The following is a 24230-nucleotide window of genomic DNA, read 5'->3' on the forward strand; positions in this document are numbered from 1 at the left end:
GTGCCGTCACGCAAGTCGACTCTGGAGGGTCGCATGAAGTGGTTCAACCGCATGTCGGTCGGGTCTCGCCTGACCATCGGCTTCGGCCTCGCCGTGGCGCTGCTGGTGGCCGTCGCCGCGGGCGCCTGGGGTGTGCTCAACTCGGTCAAGTCGGGTGTCGACGTCATCGTCAAGGAAAACAACCGCAAGACGGAACTGGCCTACCGCATGCGCGGCGAGCTGGAGACGGTGGCACGTGCGGTGCGCAACGTCATCATCTCGCGCAACCAGGAGGTGCAGGCGGCGCAGCAGGCGGTGCGCACCGAGGCGATGAAGAAGTTCGACGCCGCCTATGAAGAACTGGGCCAGCTGCTGGTGAGCGAGGAAGAGCGCAAGACCTACGCGGCCATCGACGAGTTCCGCAAACAGGTGCTGCCGCTGGTTCAGGAAGCGCTGGACCAGGCCTTGTCGGGACAGAAGGAAACCGCCGGTGAAACCTTGCTCGACAAGGTGCAGGGCCCGCAGACGCAGTGGTTCGATGCGCTGGCCACGATGATCGCGCTGCAGGCGGCCGACACGCAGCACAGTGTCGAAGGGGTCAACCGCGGCTATACCGCGGCCACCGTGGGCCTGCTGATCGGCGTGGCGCTGGCGGTGTCGCTGAGCACGACGCTGGCGCTGCTGATCGCGGCGTCGCTGATGCGCCAGCTCGGCGGCGAGCCCGAATACGCCCGCGCCGTGGTGCGCCAGATGGCGTCGGGCGACCTCAGCGGCACCATCACCCTGCGCTCCGGCGACACGCGCAGCCTGCTGTTCGCGATGAAAGAAATGCAAACCAGCCTGCGCGAAGTGGTGGAAGGCATCCAGGGGGCTGCCGAATCGGTGTCGACCGCCAGCGGCGAAATCGCGCAAGGCAACCACGACCTGAGCAGCCGCACCGAAATGCAGGCGAGCAACCTGCAGCAGACCTCGGCGTCGATGATGCAGCTGACCGGCACGGTGCAGAACAACACCGCCTCGGCCCGCCAGGCCACCCAGTTGGCCGACACCGCCTCGGGTGTGGCGGCCAAGGGCGGCCAGGTGGTCGGCGAAGTGGTGCACCGGATGGAAGAGATCCGCAGCTCCAGCCAGAAGATCACCGAGATCATTTCGGTGATCGACGCGATCGCCTTCCAGACCAACATCCTGGCGTTGAACGCCGCGGTCGAAGCGGCCCGCGCCGGCGAACAGGGCCGCGGTTTTGCAGTGGTGGCCGGCGAGGTGCGCAGTCTGGCCCAGCGCAGTGCCGAGGCCGCCAAAGAGATCAAGACGCTGATTTCCGACAGCGTCGAAAAGGTCGAGGGCGGCAGCCGGCTGGTGCAGGATGCCGGCACCACGATGTCGGAGATCGTCGACCAGGTGAAACACGTGGCGACGCTGATCGGCGAGATCAACCGTGCGTCGGTCGAACAGGAAAGCGGCATCACGCAGATCGGCAAGGCCGTCGAGCAACTCGACCACATGACGCAGCAGAACGCGGCACTGGTCGAGCAAAGCGCGGCAGCCGCCGAGAGCCTGCGCGAGCAAGCCGGCAAGCTGACCAAGACGGTCGGGGTGTTCCGCCTGGCCGCCTGACGTCCACCCGATGCGGCACGGGGGCGCTCCCAACAGGGCGCCCCCGTTTGCGTTTGGACCGCGCGGATGACGCGGCGGCTCGCGCAAGAACAAGACGAACCAGGGCTGACAGCCTCCTGCCACCACGGTGTCAGGAGGCTGTCGTCACCATGGGCTGCTGTTTCACTTCTACAGGAGAGCCTTCATGGAACAAAACATCCGTCACGCAGCGAACTGGTTCGAGATCCCTGTGCAAGACCTGCCGCGTGCCCAGCGCTTTTACGAGACCTTGCTCGGACACCCGCTGCGGCTCGAACAACTCGGGGCCTACAGCCTTGCCGTGTTCCCGAGCGATGCCGCGGGCGCGGGGGGCTGTTTGCTGCACGGTGGCGAGACACCCGCGCCGTCGACGCAAGGCACGCTGGTGTACCTGAACGCGATGCCGTCGCTCGACACCGTGGTGGCACGGGTCGAGGCGGCCGGCGGGAAGGTGAGCATGCCGCGCGTCGACCTCCCCGGCGATTTGGGCTGCTTTGCACATGTGCTGGACACCGAGGGCAACCGCATCGGTCTGCACGCGCTCGCCTGAGACGCCCGATTCTGGCGGTAGCATCGCGTATCGGCAGGTGAGGCTCACCCCGAGCCTCCCGCCGTTGCCGTTGCCACTGCCGAATGGGGCCAAGCCTTGCTGTTCTTCTGCGCCCTGGATCATGCCCTGCTCTCAGCGCCCGTCCTGCTTCGGCACCGGCGGGGCTGCGCCGGACCCCGAACGAAGGACTCGCGTGATGCGTCGCGCTGAACGCCTGTTCGAGCTGGTGCAGTTGATCCGCAGCCGCAGGCTCAGCACAGCGGCGTGGCTGGCCGAGCGGCTCGAGGTGTCCGAGCGCACCGTCTATCGCGACATCGTCGACCTGCAATCGCAAGGTGTGCCGATCGAAGGCGAGGCGGGCGTGGGCTACCGCATGCACGCGGGCTTCGACCTGCCGCCCCTGATGTTCACCAGCCTCGAAGCCCAGGCGATGGCCGCCGCCGTGCGGCTTGCGCAAGGTTGGCTCGACCCGGCACTGGCGCGCCAGGCCGAGACTGCGCTCGGCAAGATCATGTCGGTGCTGCCGGCGGCCGCACGCGTGGCCGCCGAAAGCCTGGCCCTCTATGCGCCGCAGGTGGGCGACCCGGCCACGCTCGAACGCCTCGCGCGCCTGCGCGAGGCCATCGAGGCGCGCATCAAGCTGCGCCTGGGCTACGAAGACCTGCGTGGCCAGCACAGCGAGCGGGTGGTGCGGCCGCTCGGCTGCTTCTACTGGGGCAAGGTGTGGACGCTGGGCGCATGGTGTGAGGTGCGGGCCGACTTCCGCAACTTCCGGGTCGACCGCATCCGGCAGATCACGCCGCTCAACGAACGCTACCAGGACGAACCCGGCAAGACACTGGCCGACCTGTTCCGTCAGGCCGAAGCCGAGATGGCCGAGCGCGATCGCGACATCGACGCTTGAGCGCTGCCCGAAGGCGCTTATCGCGCAGCGTGTCGCACGGCGGTTCTCCATGCGCGCCTGTCGCCCTGCAGCAGACCGAGTGCGACCGGCGACGCCCGGGCGGGCAGATGCGCCACTACGGTCACGAGCCCGTCAAGGCTGCCAGGCTGTACCTGGCCATGCGGTGGGCTATGTTGGATCGAAACATCAAGCAGCAAACAGCACAAGGCTGCAGCAGCTGTCGCAGGGTTGCCGCAGAGTTTCAGCAGATCGATGTGCGCAAGGGCCCGGGTCTGGAGCGCTGGAGGGTCGGGCGGCGTGACGCCGCTCCTGCCCCCCGCGCCCTGCGTGCGTGACCCGGTGCGGGCCTTTCCCACCGGTCTCTAGGAGACGCGCCATGACCATTGCGCCGCCCTTGCACTGGACTGCCCGGCCGCGCTGCGCCCCCTCTCGGCTGCCCCCGGCCGACGTTCAACCTCGGCAGTTCAAGCCCTACACCCGACACACCATTCACACCGCCCCCCAATGGCAAGGCCTGCCCGAGGCACTGCGCGAGGCCACGCAGGTGGTGTCGCGAGTGCTGCCGCTGCGCACCAATGCGCATGTGCTGGACGAGTTGATCGACTGGCAGCGCGTGCCCGACGACCCCATCTACCGGCTCACCTTTCCACATGCCGACATGCTGGCGGCGGAAGACTACCGCCGGCTGCGCGACCTGGTGCTGGTGCGTCGCGACGACGCTGCCATCGAACGTGAGGTGCGACGCCTGCGGCTTGCCATGAACCCGCATCCGGGCGGACAGATGAGCCACAACGTGCCCTTGCTGGACGGCAATCCCCTGGCCGGCGTACAGCACAAATACCACGACACGGTGCTGTTCTTTCCCACTGCCGGACAGACCTGCCACGCCTATTGCAGCTACTGCTTCCGCTGGGCTCAGTTCATCGGCGATCGTACGCAGCGCTTCGGCGCCGCCGACACCTCTGCGCTGGTGCGCTATCTGCAACTTCACCGTGAGGTCAGCGACGTGCTGGTCACCGGGGGCGACCCGCTGGTGATGGGGGCGCAGGCGCTGGCCACCTGTCTCGAGCCGCTGTTGGTGCCCGAACTTTCGCATGTGCAGAACATTCGCATCGGCACCAAGGCCCTGGCCTACTGGCCGCAGCGTTTTTTGTTCGATGCCGACGCCGATGCGCTGCTGCGCTTGTTCGGGCGCATCACCGCGGCCGGCCGCCATCTCGCGCTGATGGTGCACTTCAGCCATCCGGTGGAGCTGCGCCATCCGCTCACGCAGCAGGCGGTGCGGCGCTTGGCGAACACCGGCCTGACGATGCGACTGCAGGCGCCGCTGGTGCGCCATGTCAACGACGATGCGGCGGTGTGGGTGGAGCTGTGGAACGAAGCGGTGCGGCTCGGCATGGTGCCCTACTACCTGTTCATCGAACGCGACACCGGCGCGCACGATTACTTCTGCGTGCCACTGGCGCGGGCTTGCGATCTGTTCTCGGCGGCCTACCGCTCGGTCTCGGGCTTGGCGCGCACGGTGCGTGGGCCGGTGATGAGCACCTTCGAAGGCAAGGTGGTCATCGATGGTGTCGTCACCCTGGGGCCGGAGCGGGTGTTCGCGCTGCAGCTGCTGCGCGCCAGAAATCCGGACTGGGTGCGCCGCCCTTTCTACGCACGCTTCGACCCGCACGCCACCTGGTTCGACGAGTTGCTGCCGGCCTTCGACGCACCCCACTTCTTCTTCCAGCGTGTCGACGACGCCCACCGGCGCGCGCCGATGATTCCCATCACGCCTGTGCGGCACGGCCCCTCTGACGGCGGCTCGACAGCACCGGCCTGTCCCTAGGAGCGATCATGCAGGTCTTCATCGACGGCGCTTTCTATGGCGAAGACGACGCCAAGGTATCGATCTTCGATCACGGTTTCCTGTACGGCAACGGTGTGTTCACGACGCTGATGGCGATCGACGACATGCTGTGTTTCGTCGACGACCATCTCGACCGTCTGTTCGAGTCGGCCCGGCTGGTGCGCATCCCGATACCGTGGTCACGCGATCAGGTGCGCCACTGGCTCTATCAGACGCACGAGCGCAACCTCGAGCTGGCCGGTCGCAAACGCATCCGCCTCAACATCTCACGCGGGGTCGGGCCCGAGATCACGCTCGAACACGGGCGCTACTGCCGGCCGGTGCTCAGCATCATCGTTTCGCGCTACCCACAGCTTGCCCCCGAGGTCGCCGCGCGCGGCATGAGTGTGTGCTGCATCGAGGCGGAGCGGGTGCTGCCCAAGGCGAAGAGCTTCAACTTTCTGCCCAGCGTGCTGGCTTATGAAGAGGCGCGCGAGCGCGGCTACGACGATGCGCTGTTCGTCGACCGACACGGCGAGGTGACCGAAGCCACCAGCGGCAATGTGTTCTGCTTCCTCTCCGGCCGGCTGCGTACCCCGGCGCGCATGATGCTCGAAGGCGTGACACGCAAGCACGTGCTGGGTCTGGCGCGTGCCTCGGGACTGCCAGTGGTCGAAGCGGCGCTGAGCAGAACCGAGCTGGAGCGGGCCGACGAGATGTTCGTCACCGGCACCACCAAGCCGGTCGTGCCGGTGACCCGACTCGACGGCCGCCCGGTGGGACGCGGCCGCCCGGGCGCGTGCACGTTGGCCTTGCACGACCTGCTGACGCGCGAGATGGTGCGCCGCCACACGTGCGCGGCGTCGGCCACCGCGGCCGAAGACGGCCTGGACGCGTGGAGCCTGTGGCACACCCAGGGGGGCGCGGCGGTGTTCCCGGTGCCCTGCCGGCCAAGCTGAGCGGGCTCGAGGGAGCGGCCGGCCCGGGCGGGGTCGCTACACTCGATGGCGATCCAATCCAGGGCCACGCGCCCGCTGCCGGCATGCCTGTTCCTCACCTGCTCCTCGCGCTCGCCGTCGTGTTCGTCTGGGGTACCAACTTCGTCGTCATCAAGGTCGGCCTGGCCGAGTGGCCGCCGTTCTGGTTCGCCACGTTGCGCTTCGTGCTGTCGGCCTTCCCCTTCGTGCTGTTCGTCCAGCGGCCTGCGGTGGCCTGGGGCACGCTGGCGGCCTTCGGTGTGCTGCTGGGGGTGGGCCAGTTCGGGCTGCTCTTCTATGCCATGCGCACCGACATTTCGCCCGGCCTCGCGTCGCTGGTGATCCAGACGCAGGTGTTCTTCACCATCGGCCTGGCCCTGTTGCTCAGGGGCGAACGCGTGAAGCGGGCGCAGGCCGTCGCGCTGGGGTTTGCGGTGGCCGGCATGGTGCTGATCGCCGTGCGCATGGATGCGACCGTCACCGTCTCGGGCCTGGCCCTGGTGTTGTTGGCCGCGTTCTGCTGGGCCGGTGCCAACCTGGTGGCCAAGTCGGCCGGACGTGTCGACATGCTCGCCTTCATGGTCTGGTCCAGCGTGTTCGCGGTGCCGCCGCTGGCCGCCCTGAGCCTCGTCTTCGACGGCCCCGCCGCAATGCTGCAGTCCCTGCAGCAGGCCAGCGCGGTCGCCTGGGGCGCCGTGCTGTGGCAGGCGCTCGGCAACACGCTGTTCGGCTATGGCGTTTGGAACTGGCTGCTGGCGCGGCACCCGGCCGCCACGGTGACACCCTGCGCACTGCTGGTGCCGGTGTTCGGCATGGCGGCCTCGGCCTGGTGGTTGTCCGAAGCGCTGCCAGGCTGGAAACTCGGTGCCGCCGCCTTGGTGATGGCCGGGCTGGCGCTCAATGTGCTCGCCAGTCGTTGGACGCTGTCGCGGCCGGTCTCCTCGTCATGAGACTCGCGTTCCGTGCCCCGGTAGCGCCGCTTGGACGGTGGGTGCAAGCGCTGTGGCTGTACCAGGGCGACGGCAGCGTCGCCGCTGGCAGCCACTGGCGCGAACACGTGCTGCCGGACCGCGGGGTGCAGATCATCATCGACTTCGCGGCCGGCGGGCCCAGCCCCTCGGTGCCTGAAGGCGCCTTGGCGATCGGCCTGCAGACGTGCGCGTCACAGGTCGAGTTCCAGGCCGAGATGGTGCTGGCCGGCGTGCAGTTCCACCCCGGTGCCGCCGCGCCGTTTTTCGGCCTGCCGATCAGCGAACTGGCCGACCAGGAAGTGCCCTTGCGCCTGCTGTGGGGCGCCGGCATCGACGACCTGCGCGAACGCCTGCACCTCGCAGGCGGCGATGCTCAGCGTTTCGACGTGCTCGAACAGGCGCTGGCATACCAGTGGCGCTGCCGGGCCGGTGTGCGACACGCGCCCCGCCCGGCTCACCCCGCGGTCGCCTTTGCGCTGTCGGCATGGCGGCCAGAAGCGCTCGAGACGGACCTGCACTGGCCTTCGGTGGCAGAGCTGGTGGAGCGCAGCGGCTTGAGCGCGCGGCGTTTCATCGACGTGTTCTGTGCCGAGGTGGGGCAGACGCCCAAGCGCTACAGCCGGCTGTGCCGCTTCCAGGCCGCGGTGGCGCGCCTGCACGGCCAGCCCGATCTCGAGGCGACATCCCTCGCGCTGCACTGCGGCTACTACGACCAGGCGCACTTCATCCACGACTTCCGCGCCTTCGCGGGCTTCACGCCGGGGGACTACCGGGCGCGCCGTACCGCGCAGGCGAACCATGTGTCGGCACTGGGCTGAGGAGCGCCTGCTAGCGATGGTACTGGGCGTCGCTCCGACGCTCGTATGCAGGTCGCAGAGCGGAAGCGGTTGTAGCCCCGGAAGCGAACAGTACGTTTTGGCATACAAGCCTTAGTTGGCTTATTTTTAAGTTTATGGCAGGATAGGCTGTCCCATTACTGCTTCCCCGAGGTAATCCGATGACCGCCACGACACATCGGCGGGCCAGCCCGCGTCTCCCCTCAGCCCTCTTGCCCGCGGACGCTGCGGAGGAGCGGCCCAGCAAGTCGGCACCCGTCACGAGGACGAGTCCCTTCGAACTCGTTCGGCAGTTGCAAGCGCTCGAGGCCGAGCGCGCGTCGTTGGAGAAGGCCGTCATCGATGGGCTGGCTGCGGTCGACCCACAGTTTCTAGCGAAGGTCGAAGGGCAAGCCATTGGCGCGGAGCTTGCGGCCGAGCAGGCCCGCTACCGTGCGCAACTGACGGCAGATCTGATACGTGGGCTGGTGGACGTCGCGGTCGAGGCGGGGCTCCTCAGGCTCAAGCTGGAACAGACGGCGCAGAGCGTGACAGCACCGCCGAAGGAGCCCTACCTGGTAGAGGCGGATACCGATTCCCGCGCTGCGCTGTCGGCGAGCGATTTGGGCCGTGCGCTGGGTGGCTTGAGCGACGAAACCGTGAGGCAGCGGGAGCGCGCCGGCGAGTTGTTCTCCATCTTGCGTCCGGGGCGCAAGCGTGGCCGCGAGTATCCGGCGTTTCAGGCGTGGACCGGGATCGCCGGAGAGCCACTGAACAGGGTGTTGGCCGCACTGGGCCGGCCCAACGGGCCGAGCGCCTATCTGTTCTTCACGTCGCCCATCGACTTGTTGGGTGGGCTGACGCCGATCGAGGCGCTGCTGGGCCGCCTGCCCCTCGCACGCGATCTCGAGCCCGAAGCAGCGGACTTGCTCGGGCGGACGGCTGAGGAGCGGCTGAGCTCAGTTTTACGCGCAGCCGAAGCCGAAGCGGCAACCGGTGCGGCATGACGCCCTTCGCCTTTTCCGGGCGAGAGCTTGAGCTGGAGCTGCTCGAGCCGGGCAGCACGCTGGTGCGACTGTTCCGGCATCCTGGCGGCGAATGGGAGCCACCGCCGGCACGGTCACGCCTGCTGCGCGTCGACCCGCCTGACGGGCAGCAGGATGCGTACGCGGTGCTCTACACCGGCGAGACGTTGCTGACGGTTGCGATCGAGTGCGGGGTGCTCCGCGCGGACCTGCGCGACCGGTATTCGTGGCACATGCCCAAGGCGCGCGAGTACCGGGTCGTGCGCTATCGCGTCGGTGCCCCGGTTGTCTTCATTCCAATCGACGGACGCAACCGGCGCACGCTCGGCCTGGCGGGAAGCCAGCGCGAGTTTCTCGGCTACGCGCCGTACCGCGCAGTGGCCCACGAGCTGCATCATCGCTATGGTGCGGCGGTGCACGGATTGAGTTGGGAGAGTTTTCACCGCAACCAGCCGGGGCGCGTCTATGCCCTTTGGCATGAGCACAAGGCAACGGTGGAACTGAAGATCATTTCGCCCCCGCCCTACGAGCTGCTGATCGACGATGGTGAGTGGATCGCTTTCATCGAGAACACGCCGGACATCGAGGGTGTCGACGATCTGCCCTCGACGTAGACGAACGGGGCGAGAACACCTCGCCGCCCTCAGGTCCGCCCCTCCCCTTCACTTTTCTACAAGACCGCGCCGCCTCGCGGTCGAACAATTGGGCCACCCTTGCCTATGGAAGGACCCGAAATGAGCCACACCCCTGCCGATTTCCGCCCGCCCGGCTACACCGCCGTGTCCCCCTATTTGCTGGTCGAAGACGCCCCCGCGCTGATCGACTTCCTCACCTCGGCGCTGGGCGCGACGCTCGTGGCGCGCCACGACGCACCCGAGGGCGGCATCATGCATGCGTCGATGCGGCTGCACGACGCGATGATCGAGGTGTCGGATGCCTGCCCCGCATGGCCCTCACGCCAGGCGGCGGTGCATGTCTACGTGTCCGACGTCGACGCCGCCTGCCGGCGTGCCGTGCAGGCCGGGGCGACGCTGCTGCAGCCGGTGGAAGACAAGCCTTATGGCGAGCGCGCGTGTGCGCTGCAGGACCGCTGGGGCAACCACTGGTATGTGGCCACCGCGTTGCCGGTGCAGCCCGTGCGTGACACGCCTGCCTGACACGCCGCGTAGCGGTACGCGCCTCAGCCGGCGAAGCGCCCCGCCCAATGTTGCGCGAGCGGCGTCACCGCCCTGGCCCCATGGCGTTCGCCGAGCAAGGCGCGCCCCATGCCCCGATGGCCACCGCGCGCCGCCGCGGCGAGCAGCGTCTGGTCGATCAGATCACGCTGCGCGTGACTGCCGCCGATACGTTGCGACTGCGACCGTGCCTTCAGCAAAGTCTCCAGTGCCTGCGTGTCGTCGCCCTGCGCATGCTGCAGCAGCCCGCGCTGCAAGGTGAGGCCCACCGCGGCGGCCTCGTCGCGTTCACGCAAGCCGGCAGCCTGCCACTCGGCCGTGCCGCGCTCGACCTGCGCCAGCCAGGCTCGCGCCTGGTCGACCCGGTCGGCGCCGAGCAACGCCAGCATCACGTGCAGGTCGTTGAAGGGCGACCAGCCCGAATGTTCGGGCGCCGTGTCCCAGCCGCTCGCCAGCGTGGTGAAGCGTGGACCGGTGTCGACGCCGAGCAGGTGCAGACGCCACAGCAAGGCCGTGGCGTCGAGTCGCTGCAAGGCGATCTGCACCGCGTCGCCGCTCAGGTGTTCGTCGTACAGCCGCAAGGCCCCTTCGGTGTCGAGCCGCTCGAGCCGGAACAGCCCGAGATGCCACCACAGGTGGCCAGCGAAACCGCTGCCCTGCGACCATGCGGCCTGGTGCTGGCGCAGCCAGGCCGCACCTTCGTCGTAGCGGCCCTGCATCTCCATCACATGCGCCACCGCATGCACCGCCCACGGCACCACCACGCCGTGCGCGAGCGCACGCCGGCCGTGGTCTTCGGCCTCGCGGTGCAGGTGGTCTTCTTCGAAGCCGAACGCGAGCATGCCCAGCAGATAGGGATAGAGCGGGTCGTCTTCGGACCATTGCGGCAGCACCCGCGCGACGCGGCGCCGCAACTCGTAGGCGTCGCCGCGGTGGAAGTCGAACAAATGGGCCCAGATCAGGGCCAACCCGTCGCAGGGCCATCTGCGCAGCACCGTGTCCCAGCAGCGGCAAGCGCCTTCCCAGTCGCCTCGCCAGCCGAGCTGCACGCCCTGCAGCAGCAAACGCTCGCGTTCGTGTGCCGTGCCGGCCCGCTGTTCGGCAGCGGCGATCGCCGCTGCCGCATCGGCCTGCCAGCGGCGCTCGGTGAGGGTCAGCCAGAAGCCGGCCTTCATGATGTGCGGCAAGGCCCAGCCGGGGTCGCTGGCCGCAGCGGCGTCGAGGTCGGGCTGGGGGTCGCCGAAGAAGGAGATCAACCGCCACAAGGCGCGCTCGGCGTGTTCGAGCGCGACCGGCGACGTGGTGCTGGTCGGGTTGCCGCGAACGTCGTGCATCACGGCCTCACCTCGGCACCGTGGGCCACGGCCGCTGCGCCGGCCGCATCTGCTCCCAGGCATGCGCCATCTGCAGCACCCCCAGATCGTCGAAGCGCCGACCTGCGATCTGCAGCCCGATCGGCAGGCCCTCGCGGGTGTAGCCGCAGTTGATCGAGGCCGCCGGCTGCTCGCTCATGTTGTAGGCCAGCGTGAAGGCGATGTGGTCGAACGGGCGTGTCACGTCGTTGGTGGGGCACGGCAGTTCGGCCGCGAAGGCGGCCATCGGCGCGGTCGGCGACAGCACGTAGTCGTAAGGCTGCGTGGCGGCGACGGTGACGGCGCGCAGATGGAGCGTCTGGCTGTAGCCCTCGTACATCGCTTCGCCGCTCTGCCCGGCCCCGCCATCGGCCCACGCGCGGATGAACGGCAGGACGCGCTCACGGCGCTCGGGTGGCAGCTTGCGCATCTCGATGTGAAAGCGCGTGCGCCAGAACAAGTCCACCCCTTCGATCATGCGGCGCTCCGCCCACGGCGACACCGGTTCGACGATGGCGCCGGCCGCTTCGAAGGCGCGCGCCGCGGCCAACACCGCGTCGCGTACCTCGGGCTGCACCGGTGTGCCCCAGCCGGCGTCCATCAACAGCCCCAGCCGCAAGCCCTTGAGGTCGCGCGCGAGCTGCTGCCACTCGATGGCCTGGTAGGGCAGGCTCATGTGATCGCGCGGGTCGGGGCGCGACAGCGGGCCCATCATCAACGCGGCATCGGCGACGGTGCGAGTGAGCGGGCCTGCGACGCGAGCGGGGTACGGCGGGTCGATGGGGATGCGGCCGAGGCTGGGCTTGAGCCCGAACAGGCCACACCAGCCGGCCGGCAGCCGGATCGAGCCGCCGATGTCGGTGCCCAGGTGCAAGGGGCCGTAGCCCGCGGCCGCGGCGGCCGCGGAACCGGAGCTGGAGCCGCCCGGGTTCTTGCTCAGGTCCCAGGGGTTGCGGGTCAGCGGGTGAAAGCTGGACAGGCCGGACGACAGCATGCCGTAGTCGGGCATCGTGGTCTTGCCGAGCAACACCACGCCGGCCTCGCGCAAGCGGGCTGCCGGCGGCGCGTCCTGCGCCGCGGGCACCAGCTCGGTGGCGGCGGTGCCGAGCGGCACCGGCACACCGCGTGTGGCGATGTTCTCTTTCAGCATCGTCGGCACACCGTCGAGTGCACCGACCGGCTCGCCGCGCATCCAGCGCTGTTCCGATTGCCGCGCTGCCGCGAGGGCGGCCTCGGGGTCGAGCGCGTAGCAGGCCTGCAGCCGCGGCTCCCAGGCTTCGATGTGCGCCAGCACGGCCTGCGTCACCTCCACCGGTGAGACCACACGCTGCTGGTACAGCGCCAACAGCTCGCAGGCGCTCAAGTTGTGCAGTTCGTTCATGCTCGACCTTTCCACCCTGACACCGTCCGTGGCCGACGCACCGGGCCTCATTGCCACGACACCGACGCCATGTCGTTGACGAAGATCGGCGAGCTGGCCCACAAGCCTTTGAGGCGCTTCTGGCTGACGACGATCTGCGGCAGCTCGAACATGAACAGGTTGGCGGCGTCTTCGGCCAGAAACCGTTGGGCGTCGCCGATCAGTTGCAGGCGCTGCTTGGGGTTGATGCTGGCGTTGTACTGCTCCATCAACTTCCGGAAGCCCGGCGAGTCATAGCCGAAGTAGTACTGCGGGTTGGTGTAGATCATGATGTCGAGCGGCTCGACGTGGCTGATGATGGTCAGGTCGAAGTTGCCCTTGAAGGCCCCCGACAGCCATTGCGCCCATTCGACGTTCTCGATCTTGGCGTGGATGCCGACCTTGGCCAACTGCGCGGCCACCACCTCACCGCTGCGCCTGGCGTACTGGGGCGGCGGCAAGGTCAGCGTCACGTTGAGCGGCGTGCTCACGCCGGCTTCCTTCAGCAGGGCCCGGGCCTTCTCCGGGTTGTGCGGGTAGACGCCGGTCAGGTCCAGATAGCCGAGGTCGCTCGGCACCATGTGGCTGCCGATGGGCCGGCCATAGCCGTTCATCGCACCTTCGATGATGGCCTTGCGGTCGATCGCGTGCGACATCGCACGGCGCACGCGCACGTCGTTGAACGGCTTGCGGCGGTGGTTGATGCTGACGATGGTCTTGCCGTTGGAGCCGCCCACCGTGACGTTGAAGCGCGGGTCGCGCCGGAACTGCTCGACGCTCTCGAAGGCCTGAAAGCGCGGGATGGCGTCGACGTCGCCGGCCATCAGCGCCGCCACCTGGGCCGCGCCGTCGTTGATGAAGCGGAACTGCACCTTCTTCAGCTTGACGCTCTGCGGCGCGCGAAAGCCGCTCCAGGCGCTGAGCATCACGGCCGAGCCTTTGGCCCAGCTGTCGAACTTGAAGGGACCGGTGCCGATCGGGCGGGTCGCGGTGGTCGGCGCGCTCTTGGGGTCGAGGATCACCGCAGTGTTCTCGCCGAGCCGGAACAGCATCGTGCCGTCGGGCTGGTTCAAGGTCAGGATCACCGTGTGCGGGTCGGGCGTGTCGACGCGCGCGATGTTGTCGAACACCGCCTTCTTGGCCTTGTTGGTGCTGCCCTCGGCCTTGGCGCGCTCGAAGCTGAACTTCACGTCCGAGGCGTCGAAGGCCTCGCCGTCGTGGAACTTGACGCCCCGGCGCAGCTTGAAGGTGTAGCTCTTGCCGTCGGGCTCGACGTGCCAGCTCTCGGCCAGCAGCGGTGTGACGCTGCCGTCGGGCTGGATCTTGGTCAAGCCCTCCAGCACGTTGTAGTGGACGACCTCGCCGATCGCGGCGGCGGCGCCGGTGGTCGGGTCGAGCCCGGGCGGCTCGAGCGTGATGGCGAGCACCGCCGAGGTCTTGCCCGGCTGCGCCCCGGCCCCGCCGCAAGCGGCGAGCACGGCCAAGGCGACACACCAGACGCGTGACTGCTGGCAGACGGTCATGTCGAGACTCCTCCTGGTACGACAACCCGGGCCCGCCCCGGGTTCACGCGGCTCATTGCACCACGATTTCAGGGTGGATTTGCGCTGGCCGCCGCATGGGCCCGGCGCCGCCGGCCGGGTTCCACCCGCGGCACCGCGTCGAGCAAGGCCTGCGTGTAGGGATGGGCCGCCTGCTGGAACAATCGCGCTGGCGTGCCGCGTTCGACCACCCGGCCGCGCTGCATCACGATCACCTCGTCGCACAGGTGCTCGACCACCGCCAGGTCGTGGCTGATGAACAGCAGGCTGAGCCGCAGCTGGCGCTGCAGGTCTTGCAACAGGTTGAGCACCTGCGCCTGCACCGAGACGTCGAGCGCGCTGACCGGCTCGTCGGCCACCAGCAGACGCGGCCGCGTGACGATGGCGCGGGCGATCGCGATACGCTGACGCTGCCCGCCCGAGAATTCGTGCGGGTACTTCTCGACGTCGCTGGCGCGCAGGCCGACGGCATCGAGTGCGTCGGCCACGCGCTGCCGTGCCTCCTGCGACGCGAGCGGCCCCAGCGCCCGCAGCGGTTCGGCGACGATACGGCCGACACGGTGGCGTGGGTCGAGCGAACCGTAGGGGTCCTGGAACACCATCTGGAAATCGCGCCGCGCCCGCCGCAGCAGCGCCGGCGGCAGGCGCTGCAGGTCTTGCCCGAGCAGGCAGACCCGGCCGGCGCTGGGCGCTTCGAGCGCCATCACGAGGCGCGCCAGCGTCGACTTGCCCGAGCCCGATTCGCCCACGACACCCAGGCTCCCGCCCTCCTGCAGCTCGAAGCTGACGTCGTCGAGCGCCTGCACGACCGGCGCGGGGCCCCACCAGCGGCTGCGCGGCAGGCGGTAGTGGCGGCTGAGGTGGGACACCTGCAGCAGCGGCGGCCCCGGAGGGGACGTTGTCGCGCCGGGTGCAGCGGGTCTGGAGAGGCTCATACCCGGGCCGCTCCTTCCTTGTCAGCGCCGCTGCCCATGGGCAGCACCTCCGGCAGCCGGATACAACGTGCCCGGTGCTCGGGACCCACCTCGATCGGCGGCGGCAGCTGGGCCTGGCAGGCGTCGATCGCGTAGGGGCAGCGGTCGGAATAGGGGCAGCCGGGCGGCAGGTCGATCAGTTCCGGCACGCGCCCCGGTATCGCGTCCAGCCGATGGCCGCGCCCGCGGCCCAGGCGCGGGCGGGCCGCGAACAGGCCTTGCGTGTAGGGGTGGGCGAGGCGGGCGAAGACCTCGTCGGTCGGGCCCGATTCGACGATGTGCCCGCCGTACATCACCAGCATGCGCTCGGCGTATTCGGCCACCACGCCAAGGTCGTGCGAGATCAACAGCAAGGCCATGCCGGTGTCGTCGACCAGGTCGGCCAGCAGCTCGAGGATCTCGCGTTGCAGCCGCACGTCGAGGGCGGTGGTGGGTTCGTCGGCGATCAGCAGGTCGGGGCCGCAGGCCAGCGCCATGGCGATCATCACACGCTGGCGTTGGCCGCCCGACAGCTGGTGGGGATAGGCGTCGAGCCGGCGCCCGGCGTCGTCGAGATGCACACGCTCGAGCAGACGCTGCGCCTCGGCGCGTGCATCACGCTCGCCGAGGCCGCGGTGCAGCCGCAAGGGCTCGGCCACCTGGCGGCCGATCGGGTGCAAGGGGTTGAGCGCGGTCATCGGCTCCTGGAACACCATCGCGATGCGGTCGCCGCGCAACCGGCACCAGTCGTCCTCCGACTGGCCCAGCAGGTCTTGCCCGTCGAACACGATGCGGCCGGCCGCCTTGGCGGTGTCGGGCAGCAGCCCCATCAGCGCCAACGCGGTGAGCGATTTGCCGCTGCCCGATTCGCCGATCAGCCCGACCGTGTCGCCACGTTCGAGCGTGAAGTCGAGGCCCGCGAGCGCGACCGCCGGGCCACGCGCCGTCTGGAGCGTGACGCGGAGGTTTTCGACCTGCAGCAACGGCACCGCCCTCACCTCGCGCGCGCCAGCTTGGGGTCGAGCAGGTCGCGCAGACCGTCGCCCATCAGGTTGAGGCCCAGCACCGACAGCACGATGGCCAGGCCCGGCCAGATCGCCAGTTGCGGCGCCTGGAACATCTGCGCCTGCGCCTCGTTGAGCATGCGCCCCCACGACGGCTGCGGCGGCTGGGTGCCGAGCCCCAGGTAGGACAAGGCGGCCTCCGCCAGGATCGCGGTGGCGAACTGGATGGTGGCCTGCACGATCAGGGCCGCCGCGATGTTGGGCAGCACATGGTCGAGTGTGATGCGCAGCCCGCCCTTGCCGCAGGCGCGCGCGGCCAGCACGTACTCGCGCGCCCACACCACCCGTGCCGAGCCGCGCGTGACGCGGGCGAACACCGGCACGTTGAACAGCCCGATGGCGACGATGGCGGTCAGCAGCCCGGGGCCGTAGACGGCCGTCAGCATCAACGCCGACAACAAGGCCGGGAAGGCAAAGGCCAGGTCGGAAAAGCGCATCACGCATTCGTCCACCCAGCCCCGCGGGCGGCCGCGAGCGCGCCGAGCGCGACACCGGCCAGCACGCCGATGCCGACCGCGACCACCCCCGCCACCAGCGAGTTCTGCGCGCCCACCAGCAGCAAGGTGCCGATGTCGCGCCCCAGGCCGTCGGTGCCCAGCCAATGTGCCGCCGACGGGCCCTGCAGCTTCTGCGGCACGTCGATCTCGAGCGGCGGATACGGGGTCCAGACCAGCGACACCAGCGCCGCGGCCAGCATCGCCAGCACCAGCACGGCACCGATGACAAAACCGGGGTGCGCAGCGGCACGGCGCCAGAAACCGTCGGCGCGCGCGCCCGTGGTGCGCAGGGCCACAGCGGCGGATTGCGGCGCGCTCGGCTCAGCCACGGGCGCCCTTCAAGCGCGGGTCGATCACGGCATACAGCACATCGACCGCGAAGTTGATCAACACCACGGCGGCGGCCAGCAACATGATGACGTTGCGCACCACGATCAGGTCGCGATTGCTGATGGCCTGGAACACCAGCCGGCCCAGGCCGGGCAGGTAGAACACGTTCTCGACCACGATGGTGCCGGTCAGCAGATTGCCGAACTGCAGGCCCATGATGGTCAGCACCGGGATCATCGCGTTGCGCAACACATGCCGCCACAGCGTCGCGTGCCGGCTCAAGCCCTTGGCCCGTGCGGTGCGCACGAAGTCCTCGCGCAACACCTCGAGCACCGCCGAGCGCGTCACGCGGGTCAGCACCGCCGCCTGCACCACCGCCAGCGACACGGCTGGCAGCAGCAGCGCCTTCAGGCCGGCGCCGATACCCCCGCCGTCCTCGGCGGACCAGCCGGGGAAGCCGCCAGCCGAGAACCACTGCAGCTTCACCGAGAACAGCAGGATCAGCAGGATGGCAAACCAGAAATTGGGCACCGCGATGCCGAGCTGGCTCACCGCCATCACACCCAGGTCGGCCGGGCGCCGGTGGCGCGCGGCGGCATAGACCCCGAAGCCGAGGGCGAGCACGGTGGTGAGCGCCATCGCCATCAACGCCAGCGGCAAGCTCACCACCAGGCGCTCGGCCAGCAGGTCGGCCACCGGCGTGTCGTAGGCATGGCTGATGCCGAGGTCACCGCGCAGCAGGCCCACCACCCACTGCCCATAACGCTCGAGCACCGGGCGGTCGAGCCCGAGTTGCCGCCCCAGCGCCTCGACCGCCTCGGGCTCGGCAGTGGGGCCCAGCATCACCTGAGCGGCGTTGCCGGGCAGCACTTCGAGCACGCCGAAGATCAGGGCCGACGCGCACACCAGCGTGGCGACGAAGCTGAGGCAGCGCTTGACGAGAAACACCAGCATCGCAACAGCAGGCGGCGCCGGCCAGCACGGCCCGACGCCGCCGACCGGCCCTCAGGCCAACACGGCGGCCATCGCGACCGCGACCGGCTCGACGTTGTGCTGGTTCAGCCCGGCCACGCACATGCGGCCCGAGCGCACCAGGTAGACGGCGTGCTCCTCGCGCAGCCGGTCGACCTGCTCGGCACTCAGCCCGGTGTAGCTGAACATGCCGCGCTGGGTGAGGAAGTAGTCGAGCCGGCGCCCGGGCAGCTTGGCGCTGAGCACCGCGTGCAGGCGCTCGCGCATCTGCTTGATGCGCTCCCGCATGGCCCCCAGCTCGGCTTCCCAGCTGGCCCGCAGCGCGGGCGTCTGCAGCACGCGCGCGACGATCTGGCCGCCGTGGGTGGGCGGGCTGGAGTAGTTGCGCCGCACGGCCGCCTTGAGTTGGCCGAGCACCCGCTCGGCCTGCGCCGCGTCGGGGCACACCACGCTCAGGCCGCCGCAGCGCTCGCCATAAAGCGAGAAACTCTTGGAGAAGGAGTTGGCGACGAAAAAGCTGACGCCGGCCTCGGCGAGCGACCGCACCGCATGCGCGTCTTCGGCGATGCCGTCGCCGAAGCCCTGGTAGGCGATGTCGAGATAGGGGATCAGACGGCGCTCGCGGATCACCGGGATCAGCTCGGCCCACTGCTCGCGCGTCAGGTCCACGCCGGTGGGGTTGTGGCAGCAGGCGTGCAGCAACACGATGCTTTGCGCCGGCAGTGACTTGAGTGCGGTCAGCATCTGGTCGAACTTCAGGCCGCCGGTCTCGGCGTCGTAGTACGGATAGGTGTTGACCTTGAAACCGGCGCCTTCGAACATCGCGCGGTGGTTGTCCCAGGTCGGGTCGCTCACCCACACCTGCGACCCGCCGAAATAGCGCTGCAGGAAATCGCCACCGACCTTGAGGCCGCCCGAGCCGCCCAGCGTCTGCAGGGTCGCGATGCGGCCGCTCTTGACGGCCTCGTGGTCGGCGCCGAACAGCAGCTGCTGCACCGCGGTGCGGTAGTTGGCCGCGCCTTCCATCGGCTGGTAGGGCCGCTCGCCGAGTTGTTGCAGCAGTGTGGTTTCGGCTTCGCGCACCGCGCTCATCACCGGCAGCCGCCCGGCGTCGTCGAAATAGATGCCGATGCTCAGATTGACTTTGTTCGGGCGGGGATCCTTCTGGAAGTTCTCGTTCAGGGTCAGGATCGGGTCGCCGGCGTAGGCGTCGACATGCTGGAACATCGGGGGTCCTTGGGCGCAAAGGAAGAAGAAGCGACCATTATCGGGCGCCCGGCGAGCGCCGTCTTGTACGCGCCGGGCCTGGCCCGGCTCGGTCGACCGCACCGCGGCGCCGCTCGACGCCGGCACGACCTCAGCCCGCAGCGCCGAGGGCTTTTTCGATGTCGGCCTTGAGCGACTTGGGCGAGTCGGTCGGGGCGTAACGCTTGCGCACCTGACCGTCGCGGCCGACCAGAAACTTGGTGAAGTTCCATTTGATCGCGCGGGTGCCCAGCAGTCCCCGGGCTTCTTCGGTCAGCCAGCGGTAGAGCGGATGGGCTTGCGGGCCATTGACCTCGACCTTGCTCATCATCGGAAAGCTGACGCCGTAGTTGAGCGAGCAGAACGACGAGATGTCGCTGTCGCTACCCGGGTCCTGGGAGCCGAACTGGTTGCAGGGAAAGCCGACCACGACCAGCCCGCGCGGCCGGTATTCGGCCCACAGTTCCTCCAGACCAGCGAACTGGGGCGTGAAGCCGCACTTGCTCGCCGTGTTGACGATCAACAGGACCTTGCCTTCGTAATCACGCAAGGCCACCGGTTTGCCGTCGATGCCGACGGCGTCGAAGTCGTACACACTGTTCATCAAATGACCTCCGTGCTTCGCACTGCGGTGCGAGCGCTCCCTCAAGGTGGAGCCCGATGTTATCGCCCGGCGCTATCCGGGTCCCGACCGCTCCGCCTGTTCGCGCTTGCGCTGTCGCACGCGCATCCATCCCCGAGGTGCGGGCTTGACGCCCAGCGACTGCCCCTGCAAACATGCTGTTACGTCGGCTTCAGGGGGAAACAGCGCCCCCGAGGCAATAACAGGCAGGGAGCGGCCCCGAACCGGGCACGAGACAAAGAGGGTCAGGCCCCTGCCAGGAGCCAGCATCGGCGCGCTGGGTCGGCGAGCGGCAGGGAGCATTTCATGAGCATCCGTTACCGGGTGGCGGTCCAGGGTTTCAGCAGTTTCGAGCGGGCCACGTTCGAGGCGTTTTTTCGCCTGGCCGCGCGGCGCTCGCCTGCCTATGACTACGTCGCCGAACTGACGGGCTGCGACTATGTGGTGGCCGATGCCGATGCGCCCGAGACCCAACCGGCGGTGGTGGCGGCAGGCAAATGGGAGCGCGCCCTGTTCGTCGGCGCCGCGCAGGTGAACGCCGCCCTGGCGCAACTGCCCCGGCCCATCAATCTGATGCAGTTGCTGCGAGCCCTGGACGACATCGTGCGCCGCGACACGCCCGAGTCACCGCCGCCCGAAACGCCGGCACACGATCCCCTCTCGGCACCGTTGTTCGGCCACAGCCTGCGACGCGTACCGGCTCTGGGCAGGCCTTCCGACTTCCAGTCCAGTTCGAACTTCAGCAATGCGGTGTTGGTCGAAGGCGACGAGAAGTTCGAGCACATCCTGGTGGTCGATGACAACGATCTGGCCCTCCGTTTCATACAGTCACGCCTGAAACGATTTGGCTTTAAGGTGCATCTGGCGCGCAGCGGTGACGAGGCGATGCAGCGGCTCGACGAGCAGCCTTTCGATTTCGTCTTCCTCGATGTGATGACCGACGACATGGACGGCTACCACATCTGCCGCAACATCAAGCGGCGCCGCCCCGCGAACGGGCAGCAGGTGCCGGTGGTGGTGCTGCTGGGCAGCCGGGCCAATGCCATCGACAAGATCCGCGGCGCACTGGCGGGTTGCGACGCCTATCTGGCCAAGCCGCTGGTCGAGGACGAACTGGTGCGGGTGATCGGCAGCCACCATGAGGTGTTCCAGCGGGCTTTCGACAGCACGATGGCAAGCATCGCCGCCACCCGCCCCACCCCGGATGCCTGACGGGCGGCCCGGCGGCGGCGGCCGACGCGCGAAGGCACGCCGCTGAAACGCTTCTGATACATCTCGCCCCCTCGGGCAGGGGGCAGGGCCCGCGGCACGTGGCTCCCGGGGGCTTGGCACGCTCCGCGCGCGCCTACACTGCGCACTCCATCGAGACCCGAGACCTCGCCGTGCAGCCCGACGCGACCCCATCCCACCCTGGCCTTCACGAACCGACGGCCCTTGCCCAGGGCGTCACCTGCGGCCCATGGTGGCTGGCCTTTCCGTTCAGCTGGGCGCGCAGTGTCGTCGACGACTTCGAACTGACCGAGGTGCCCCACGCCCCGCCCTGGCTGGCAGGGGCTGCGAACGTCGACGGCCGGGTGATCCCGGTGTTCGACCTGGTGCGCTACCTCGACCCGACGCAGCCCCCGCCCACCGGGCCCGGCGCCCTGCTGCTGGTGGGCGGCGAAGGTGAGCACAGTGCGGCCATCCTGTTTCGCGGCCTGCCGGCGACCGCCCGGCCGATGGCCGGCCTGGCGCCGCCGGACACGCCGGCGGGCCTGGCTGAGTTCGTGATCGGGGCCGCGACGGACAACCGAGGCCAGGCCTGGGCGTTGGTCGATGCCGACGCCCTGATGGAAGCACTTTCCGCCGAACTGGCCCTCGCGTGAGCGCACAGCCGGGGGCCGCAGCGCCTCGCCGCGCCGCGAGCCTGCGTCGCAAGCTGCTGATCGGCGGCGCAGGGCTCGCCTTGTTCGGAGCGGTGGCAGGCGCCGTCGGCGTCTGGCAGGCCGCGCGCGCGACCGCGCAGGTCACCACCACCCAGGTCTTGCAGCAGCAGCTGGAACTGCAGCGCGACCAGCACCGGCAGGCGGTGCAGCGTGAGGTCATGCACCGGCTCGCCGGCCTGCGGCTGTTGGCGGGCCAGCGGGGCACGATCGACGCCCTCAAGCAGTTCAAGGCAGCCCTCCAGACGATGAACGCGCGGCCCGCCGGCGACCTCGACGCCGCCGCGGCCGTCGCCCCGATGGACGAAGAAATGCAGGCCTGGCTGGCGCAGCAGTTCCAGCCGGAGTGGCGGCGCCACAACCTCGCGCCGCTGCCGCCGCCGATCACCCTGCTGGGCCAGCGCTCGCCCCTCACCGCCGAACTGCAGCAGGACTTCATCGTCCGCAATCCCCAGCCGCCCGGCCACAAGCACCACCTGGTCTACCCCGACGCGCCGACGCCGTACGGGCAGGCGCATGCGCTGCACCAGCGGGCCTTCGACAAAGCGCGCACCCAGCTGGCCGTGCAGGACCTGCTGCTGATCGACACCGAGACCGACCGCATCGTCTACAGCGTTGCCAAAGACCTCGACTTCGCGGTCGGCCTCCAGGACACACCGCTGGCCGGCACGCCGCTGGCCGCCGTCTACGCCCAGGTGCGCCGGGCCAAGTCAGCCGACGCGCTGGCGCTGTCGGACGCGGCGGCCTACCTGCCGGCGGCCAACCGCATCGTGGTGTTCGCGGCCGTGCCGCTCTACGAGGGCGATCAGCAGATCGGCGTGCTGGCCTGGCGCGCCGGCATCGAGGACCTGACGGCGCCGCTCGCGCAGGCGACGGCGAGCGCCGGCGACACCTACCTCGTCGGGGCCGACAAGCGGCTGCGCAGCGACCCGCTGGCCCTGCGTGCCGACAAGGCCGGCTTTCTGGCCCGTCACGGCAGCGGGCTGAACGAAGCCGACCGCCAGCTGGTGCTGCACCGGGGCAGCGGGGTCGGCCAGTTGCCGCTCGACTCCCCTGCGGCCAACGCGGCGCTGGCGGGCCACACCGGCACCCTGGTACAGCCGCACATAGGCGCACCGGTGCCGGCCGCCTATGCCCCACTGCAATTGGAAGGGTTGCGCTGGGCCGTCATCACCGCGGCGCGACAAGCCGCGGCCGCGCCGCCGCTGCTGCCGTCGCAGCTCGGGCCGGTGGCGCTCGCCGCCTTGTTGTGCCTGCTGACCGGCGCCCTGGTCGGGGCCTTCGGGCTGCACGGCGTGCTGCGTCGGCTGGCGGCGCTGCGCGCGGCCCTTGCACGTGTCGAGGGTGGCGACCTGAAGGTGCGCACCCGGATGGCGCCCGACGACGAGGTCGGCGCACTCGGGCACCGCCTCGACCGTGTGCTCGACACCCGTGTCGCGCCGCTCGCCGTCGCGGCCCGCCAACACGACGCCCAAGGGGACGCGGCCGTGCACCTGCTGCAGACGCTGTTCCAGATGGCCAACAAAGATTTGAGCGTGCGCGCCGCCGAAAGCGCGGACCAGATCGGCTCGTTGGCGGCGGCCATCAACCAGCTCGGCGACGACATGAGCGCGACGCTGGCCGAGGTGCGCCAAGTGGCGCGCCGGCTGCACGAGGCGAGCGTGTCGGGCCGGCAACAAGCCGCGCGCGTCAGCGCCGCCACGCAGGACCAACGGGCGGCGCTGCAGGCCCTGGCCGGCCTGCTCCAGCGGGCCGCTGATCAGGTCGCGCAAATGGCGCTGCTCTCGACCCGCAGCCGCGAGGCCGCCACGCAGACCGCCAACGCGGCCGAAGCGGCCTGGCGAGCGGTCGACCTGGCGGTCGAGGGCAGCGAAGCCCTGCGCGGGGCGGGCGTCGAGCTGGAGAAGCGCTTCAAGCGGCTCGCCGAACGCAGCAGCGACACCACCGGCGCGGTCAACCTGATCACCTCGATCGCCGAGCGCACCCGGGTGCTGGCATCGAACGCGGCCGGGCCGGCCGCCGCCGCCGGCTCGGCCGGACAGGGGTTGGCGCAGGTGGCCGAAGCGGTGCAGCAACTGGCCGACGTGTCGCGCGACAGCGCGCGGCGGGTCCGCGTGCTGGTGCAGGCGGTGCAGGTGGAGACCGGCGACACGTTGCAGAGCATGAACCGGCTGATCGCCCAGATCGCCCGTCAGTCGGAACAGGCGCGTTTGGCAGGCACCGAGATGGCGGCCAGCCGTGAGACTACCCACCAGCTCGCCGCCCTGGTGCAGCAGATCGCCGCCTTCTCGGACCCACAGACCGCACTGGCCCGCGCGCTGCGCTCGAGTGTCGACCAGCTCGACCGCGGTTCGGCCCAGACCCTCGCCGCCAGCGAGCAACAAACCGCCTCGACCGCCCAGCTGGTCGAGCTGGCACGCCGGCTTTCGGAAGCCGTCGGCCCGTTCAAACTACCCGCGCCAGAGGAAGACTAG

The 24230-nt window shown here is 69.4% G+C and carries 21 protein-coding genes and 1 pseudogene; 13 read left to right on the top strand and 9 right to left on the bottom strand.

Annotation, left to right across the window (positions count from 1 at the left end; all coding sequences use genetic code 11):
- The first annotated feature begins 33 nt into the window (after positions 1–33).
- From AAW51_RS31220 to AAW51_RS26575, 10 genes are all read left to right on the top strand, one after another.
- Positions 34–1593: a methyl-accepting chemotaxis protein gene (locus AAW51_RS31220; RefSeq protein ID WP_053013936.1), complete on the top strand. Its 1560-nt coding sequence runs from the start codon at positions 34–36 to the stop codon at positions 1591–1593.
- Positions 1594–1777: 184 nt separating this feature from the next.
- Positions 1778–2161: a VOC family protein gene (locus AAW51_RS26530; protein ID WP_238947700.1), complete on the top strand. Its 384-nt coding sequence runs from the start codon at positions 1778–1780 to the stop codon at positions 2159–2161.
- Between the two features lie 196 nt (positions 2162–2357).
- Positions 2358–3065, top strand: a complete 708-nt coding sequence (locus AAW51_RS26535; protein WP_047197022.1) for a helix-turn-helix transcriptional regulator — start codon at positions 2358–2360, stop codon at positions 3063–3065.
- Between the two features lie 376 nt (positions 3066–3441).
- On the top strand, positions 3442–4896 hold the full coding sequence (locus tag AAW51_RS26545; protein WP_053013937.1) for a KamA family radical SAM protein: 1455 nt from the start codon (positions 3442–3444) through the stop codon (positions 4894–4896).
- Between the two features lie 8 nt (positions 4897–4904).
- Positions 4905–5855: an aminotransferase class IV gene (locus AAW51_RS26550; protein ID WP_047197024.1), complete on the top strand. Its 951-nt coding sequence runs from the start codon at positions 4905–4907 to the stop codon at positions 5853–5855.
- Positions 5856–5938: 83 nt separating this feature from the next.
- Positions 5939–6823: an EamA family transporter gene (locus tag AAW51_RS26555; protein WP_047197025.1), complete on the top strand. Its 885-nt coding sequence runs from the start codon at positions 5939–5941 to the stop codon at positions 6821–6823.
- Positions 6820–7662: a helix-turn-helix domain-containing protein gene (locus AAW51_RS26560; RefSeq protein ID WP_083438613.1), complete on the top strand. Its 843-nt coding sequence runs from the start codon at positions 6820–6822 to the stop codon at positions 7660–7662. The genes AAW51_RS26555 and AAW51_RS26560 overlap by 4 nt, the downstream gene beginning before the upstream one ends.
- 311 nt (positions 7663–7973) lie before the next feature.
- Positions 7974–8666 (top strand): hypothetical protein, encoded by a 693-nt coding sequence (locus AAW51_RS26565; RefSeq protein ID WP_157360078.1) that lies wholly within the window; start codon positions 7974–7976, stop codon positions 8664–8666.
- Positions 8663–9298: an RES domain-containing protein gene (locus tag AAW51_RS26570; protein ID WP_047197027.1), complete on the top strand. Its 636-nt coding sequence runs from the start codon at positions 8663–8665 to the stop codon at positions 9296–9298. Before AAW51_RS26565 ends, AAW51_RS26570 begins: the two co-directional genes overlap by 4 nt.
- A 120-nt stretch (positions 9299–9418) precedes the next feature.
- Entirely contained in the window at positions 9419–9841 is a 423-nt protein-coding gene (locus AAW51_RS26575; protein ID WP_053013939.1) for a VOC family protein, read from the top strand.
- Between the two features lie 23 nt (positions 9842–9864).
- Here the strand turns inward: AAW51_RS26575 and AAW51_RS26580 are convergent, their stop codons facing one another.
- The 9 genes and pseudogenes from AAW51_RS26580 to AAW51_RS26620 all read right to left on the bottom strand — a co-directional run bounded on the left by AAW51_RS26580 (position 9865) and on the right by AAW51_RS26620 (position 19816).
- The gene (locus tag AAW51_RS26580; protein ID WP_047197029.1) at positions 9865–11193 is read right to left on the bottom strand and encodes a tetratricopeptide repeat protein; all 1329 of its coding nucleotides are present in this window, start codon (positions 11191–11193) and stop codon (positions 9865–9867) included.
- A gap of 7 nt (positions 11194–11200) precedes the next feature.
- Positions 11201–12592: an amidase gene (locus AAW51_RS26585; protein WP_047197030.1), complete on the bottom strand. Its 1392-nt coding sequence runs from the start codon at positions 12590–12592 to the stop codon at positions 11201–11203.
- A gap of 47 nt (positions 12593–12639) precedes the next feature.
- On the bottom strand, positions 12640–14133 hold the full coding sequence (locus AAW51_RS26590) for an ABC transporter substrate-binding protein (protein WP_053013940.1): 1494 nt from the start codon (positions 14131–14133) through the stop codon (positions 12640–12642).
- Positions 14134–14201: 68 nt separating this feature from the next.
- A complete protein-coding gene (locus AAW51_RS26595) occupies positions 14202–15086 on the bottom strand; it encodes an ATP-binding cassette domain-containing protein (protein ID WP_047197031.1) in 885 nt (294 codons plus the stop codon).
- Positions 15083–16093, bottom strand: a complete 1011-nt coding sequence (locus tag AAW51_RS26600) for an ABC transporter ATP-binding protein (protein ID WP_047198353.1) — start codon at positions 16091–16093, stop codon at positions 15083–15085. The genes AAW51_RS26595 and AAW51_RS26600 overlap by 4 nt, the downstream gene beginning before the upstream one ends.
- Before the next feature lie 5 nt (positions 16094–16098).
- Positions 16099–16865, bottom strand: a pseudogene (locus AAW51_RS26605) (ABC transporter permease).
- Between the two features lie 121 nt (positions 16866–16986).
- Entirely contained in the window at positions 16987–17949 is a 963-nt protein-coding gene (locus tag AAW51_RS26610; RefSeq protein ID WP_047197032.1) for an ABC transporter permease, read from the bottom strand.
- 51 nt (positions 17950–18000) lie between these two features.
- Positions 18001–19194, bottom strand: coding sequence for an amino acid aminotransferase (locus AAW51_RS26615; RefSeq protein ID WP_047197033.1), 1194 nt, complete (start codon positions 19192–19194; stop codon positions 18001–18003).
- Positions 19195–19324: 130 nt separating this feature from the next.
- Positions 19325–19816, bottom strand: coding sequence for a glutathione peroxidase (locus tag AAW51_RS26620; RefSeq protein ID WP_047197034.1), 492 nt, complete (start codon positions 19814–19816; stop codon positions 19325–19327).
- A 324-nt stretch (positions 19817–20140) separates the two neighbouring features.
- On the opposite strand from AAW51_RS26620, the gene AAW51_RS28630 reads away from it, so the two are divergent.
- The 3 genes from AAW51_RS28630 to AAW51_RS26635 all read left to right on the top strand — a co-directional run bounded on the left by AAW51_RS28630 (position 20141) and on the right by AAW51_RS26635 (position 24230).
- The gene (locus AAW51_RS28630; RefSeq protein ID WP_053013941.1) at positions 20141–21046 is read left to right on the top strand and encodes a response regulator; all 906 of its coding nucleotides are present in this window, start codon (positions 20141–20143) and stop codon (positions 21044–21046) included.
- Positions 21047–21159: 113 nt separating this feature from the next.
- Positions 21160–21699 (top strand): chemotaxis protein CheW, encoded by a 540-nt coding sequence (locus AAW51_RS26630; protein ID WP_047197035.1) that lies wholly within the window; start codon positions 21160–21162, stop codon positions 21697–21699.
- Entirely contained in the window at positions 21696–24230 is a 2535-nt protein-coding gene (locus AAW51_RS26635; RefSeq protein WP_047197036.1) for a methyl-accepting chemotaxis protein, read from the top strand. The genes AAW51_RS26630 and AAW51_RS26635 overlap by 4 nt, the downstream gene beginning before the upstream one ends.

Source organism: Caldimonas brevitalea (assembly GCF_001017435.1).
In the GTDB taxonomy this organism is placed as follows: domain Bacteria; phylum Pseudomonadota; class Gammaproteobacteria; order Burkholderiales; family Burkholderiaceae_C; genus Caldimonas; species Caldimonas brevitalea.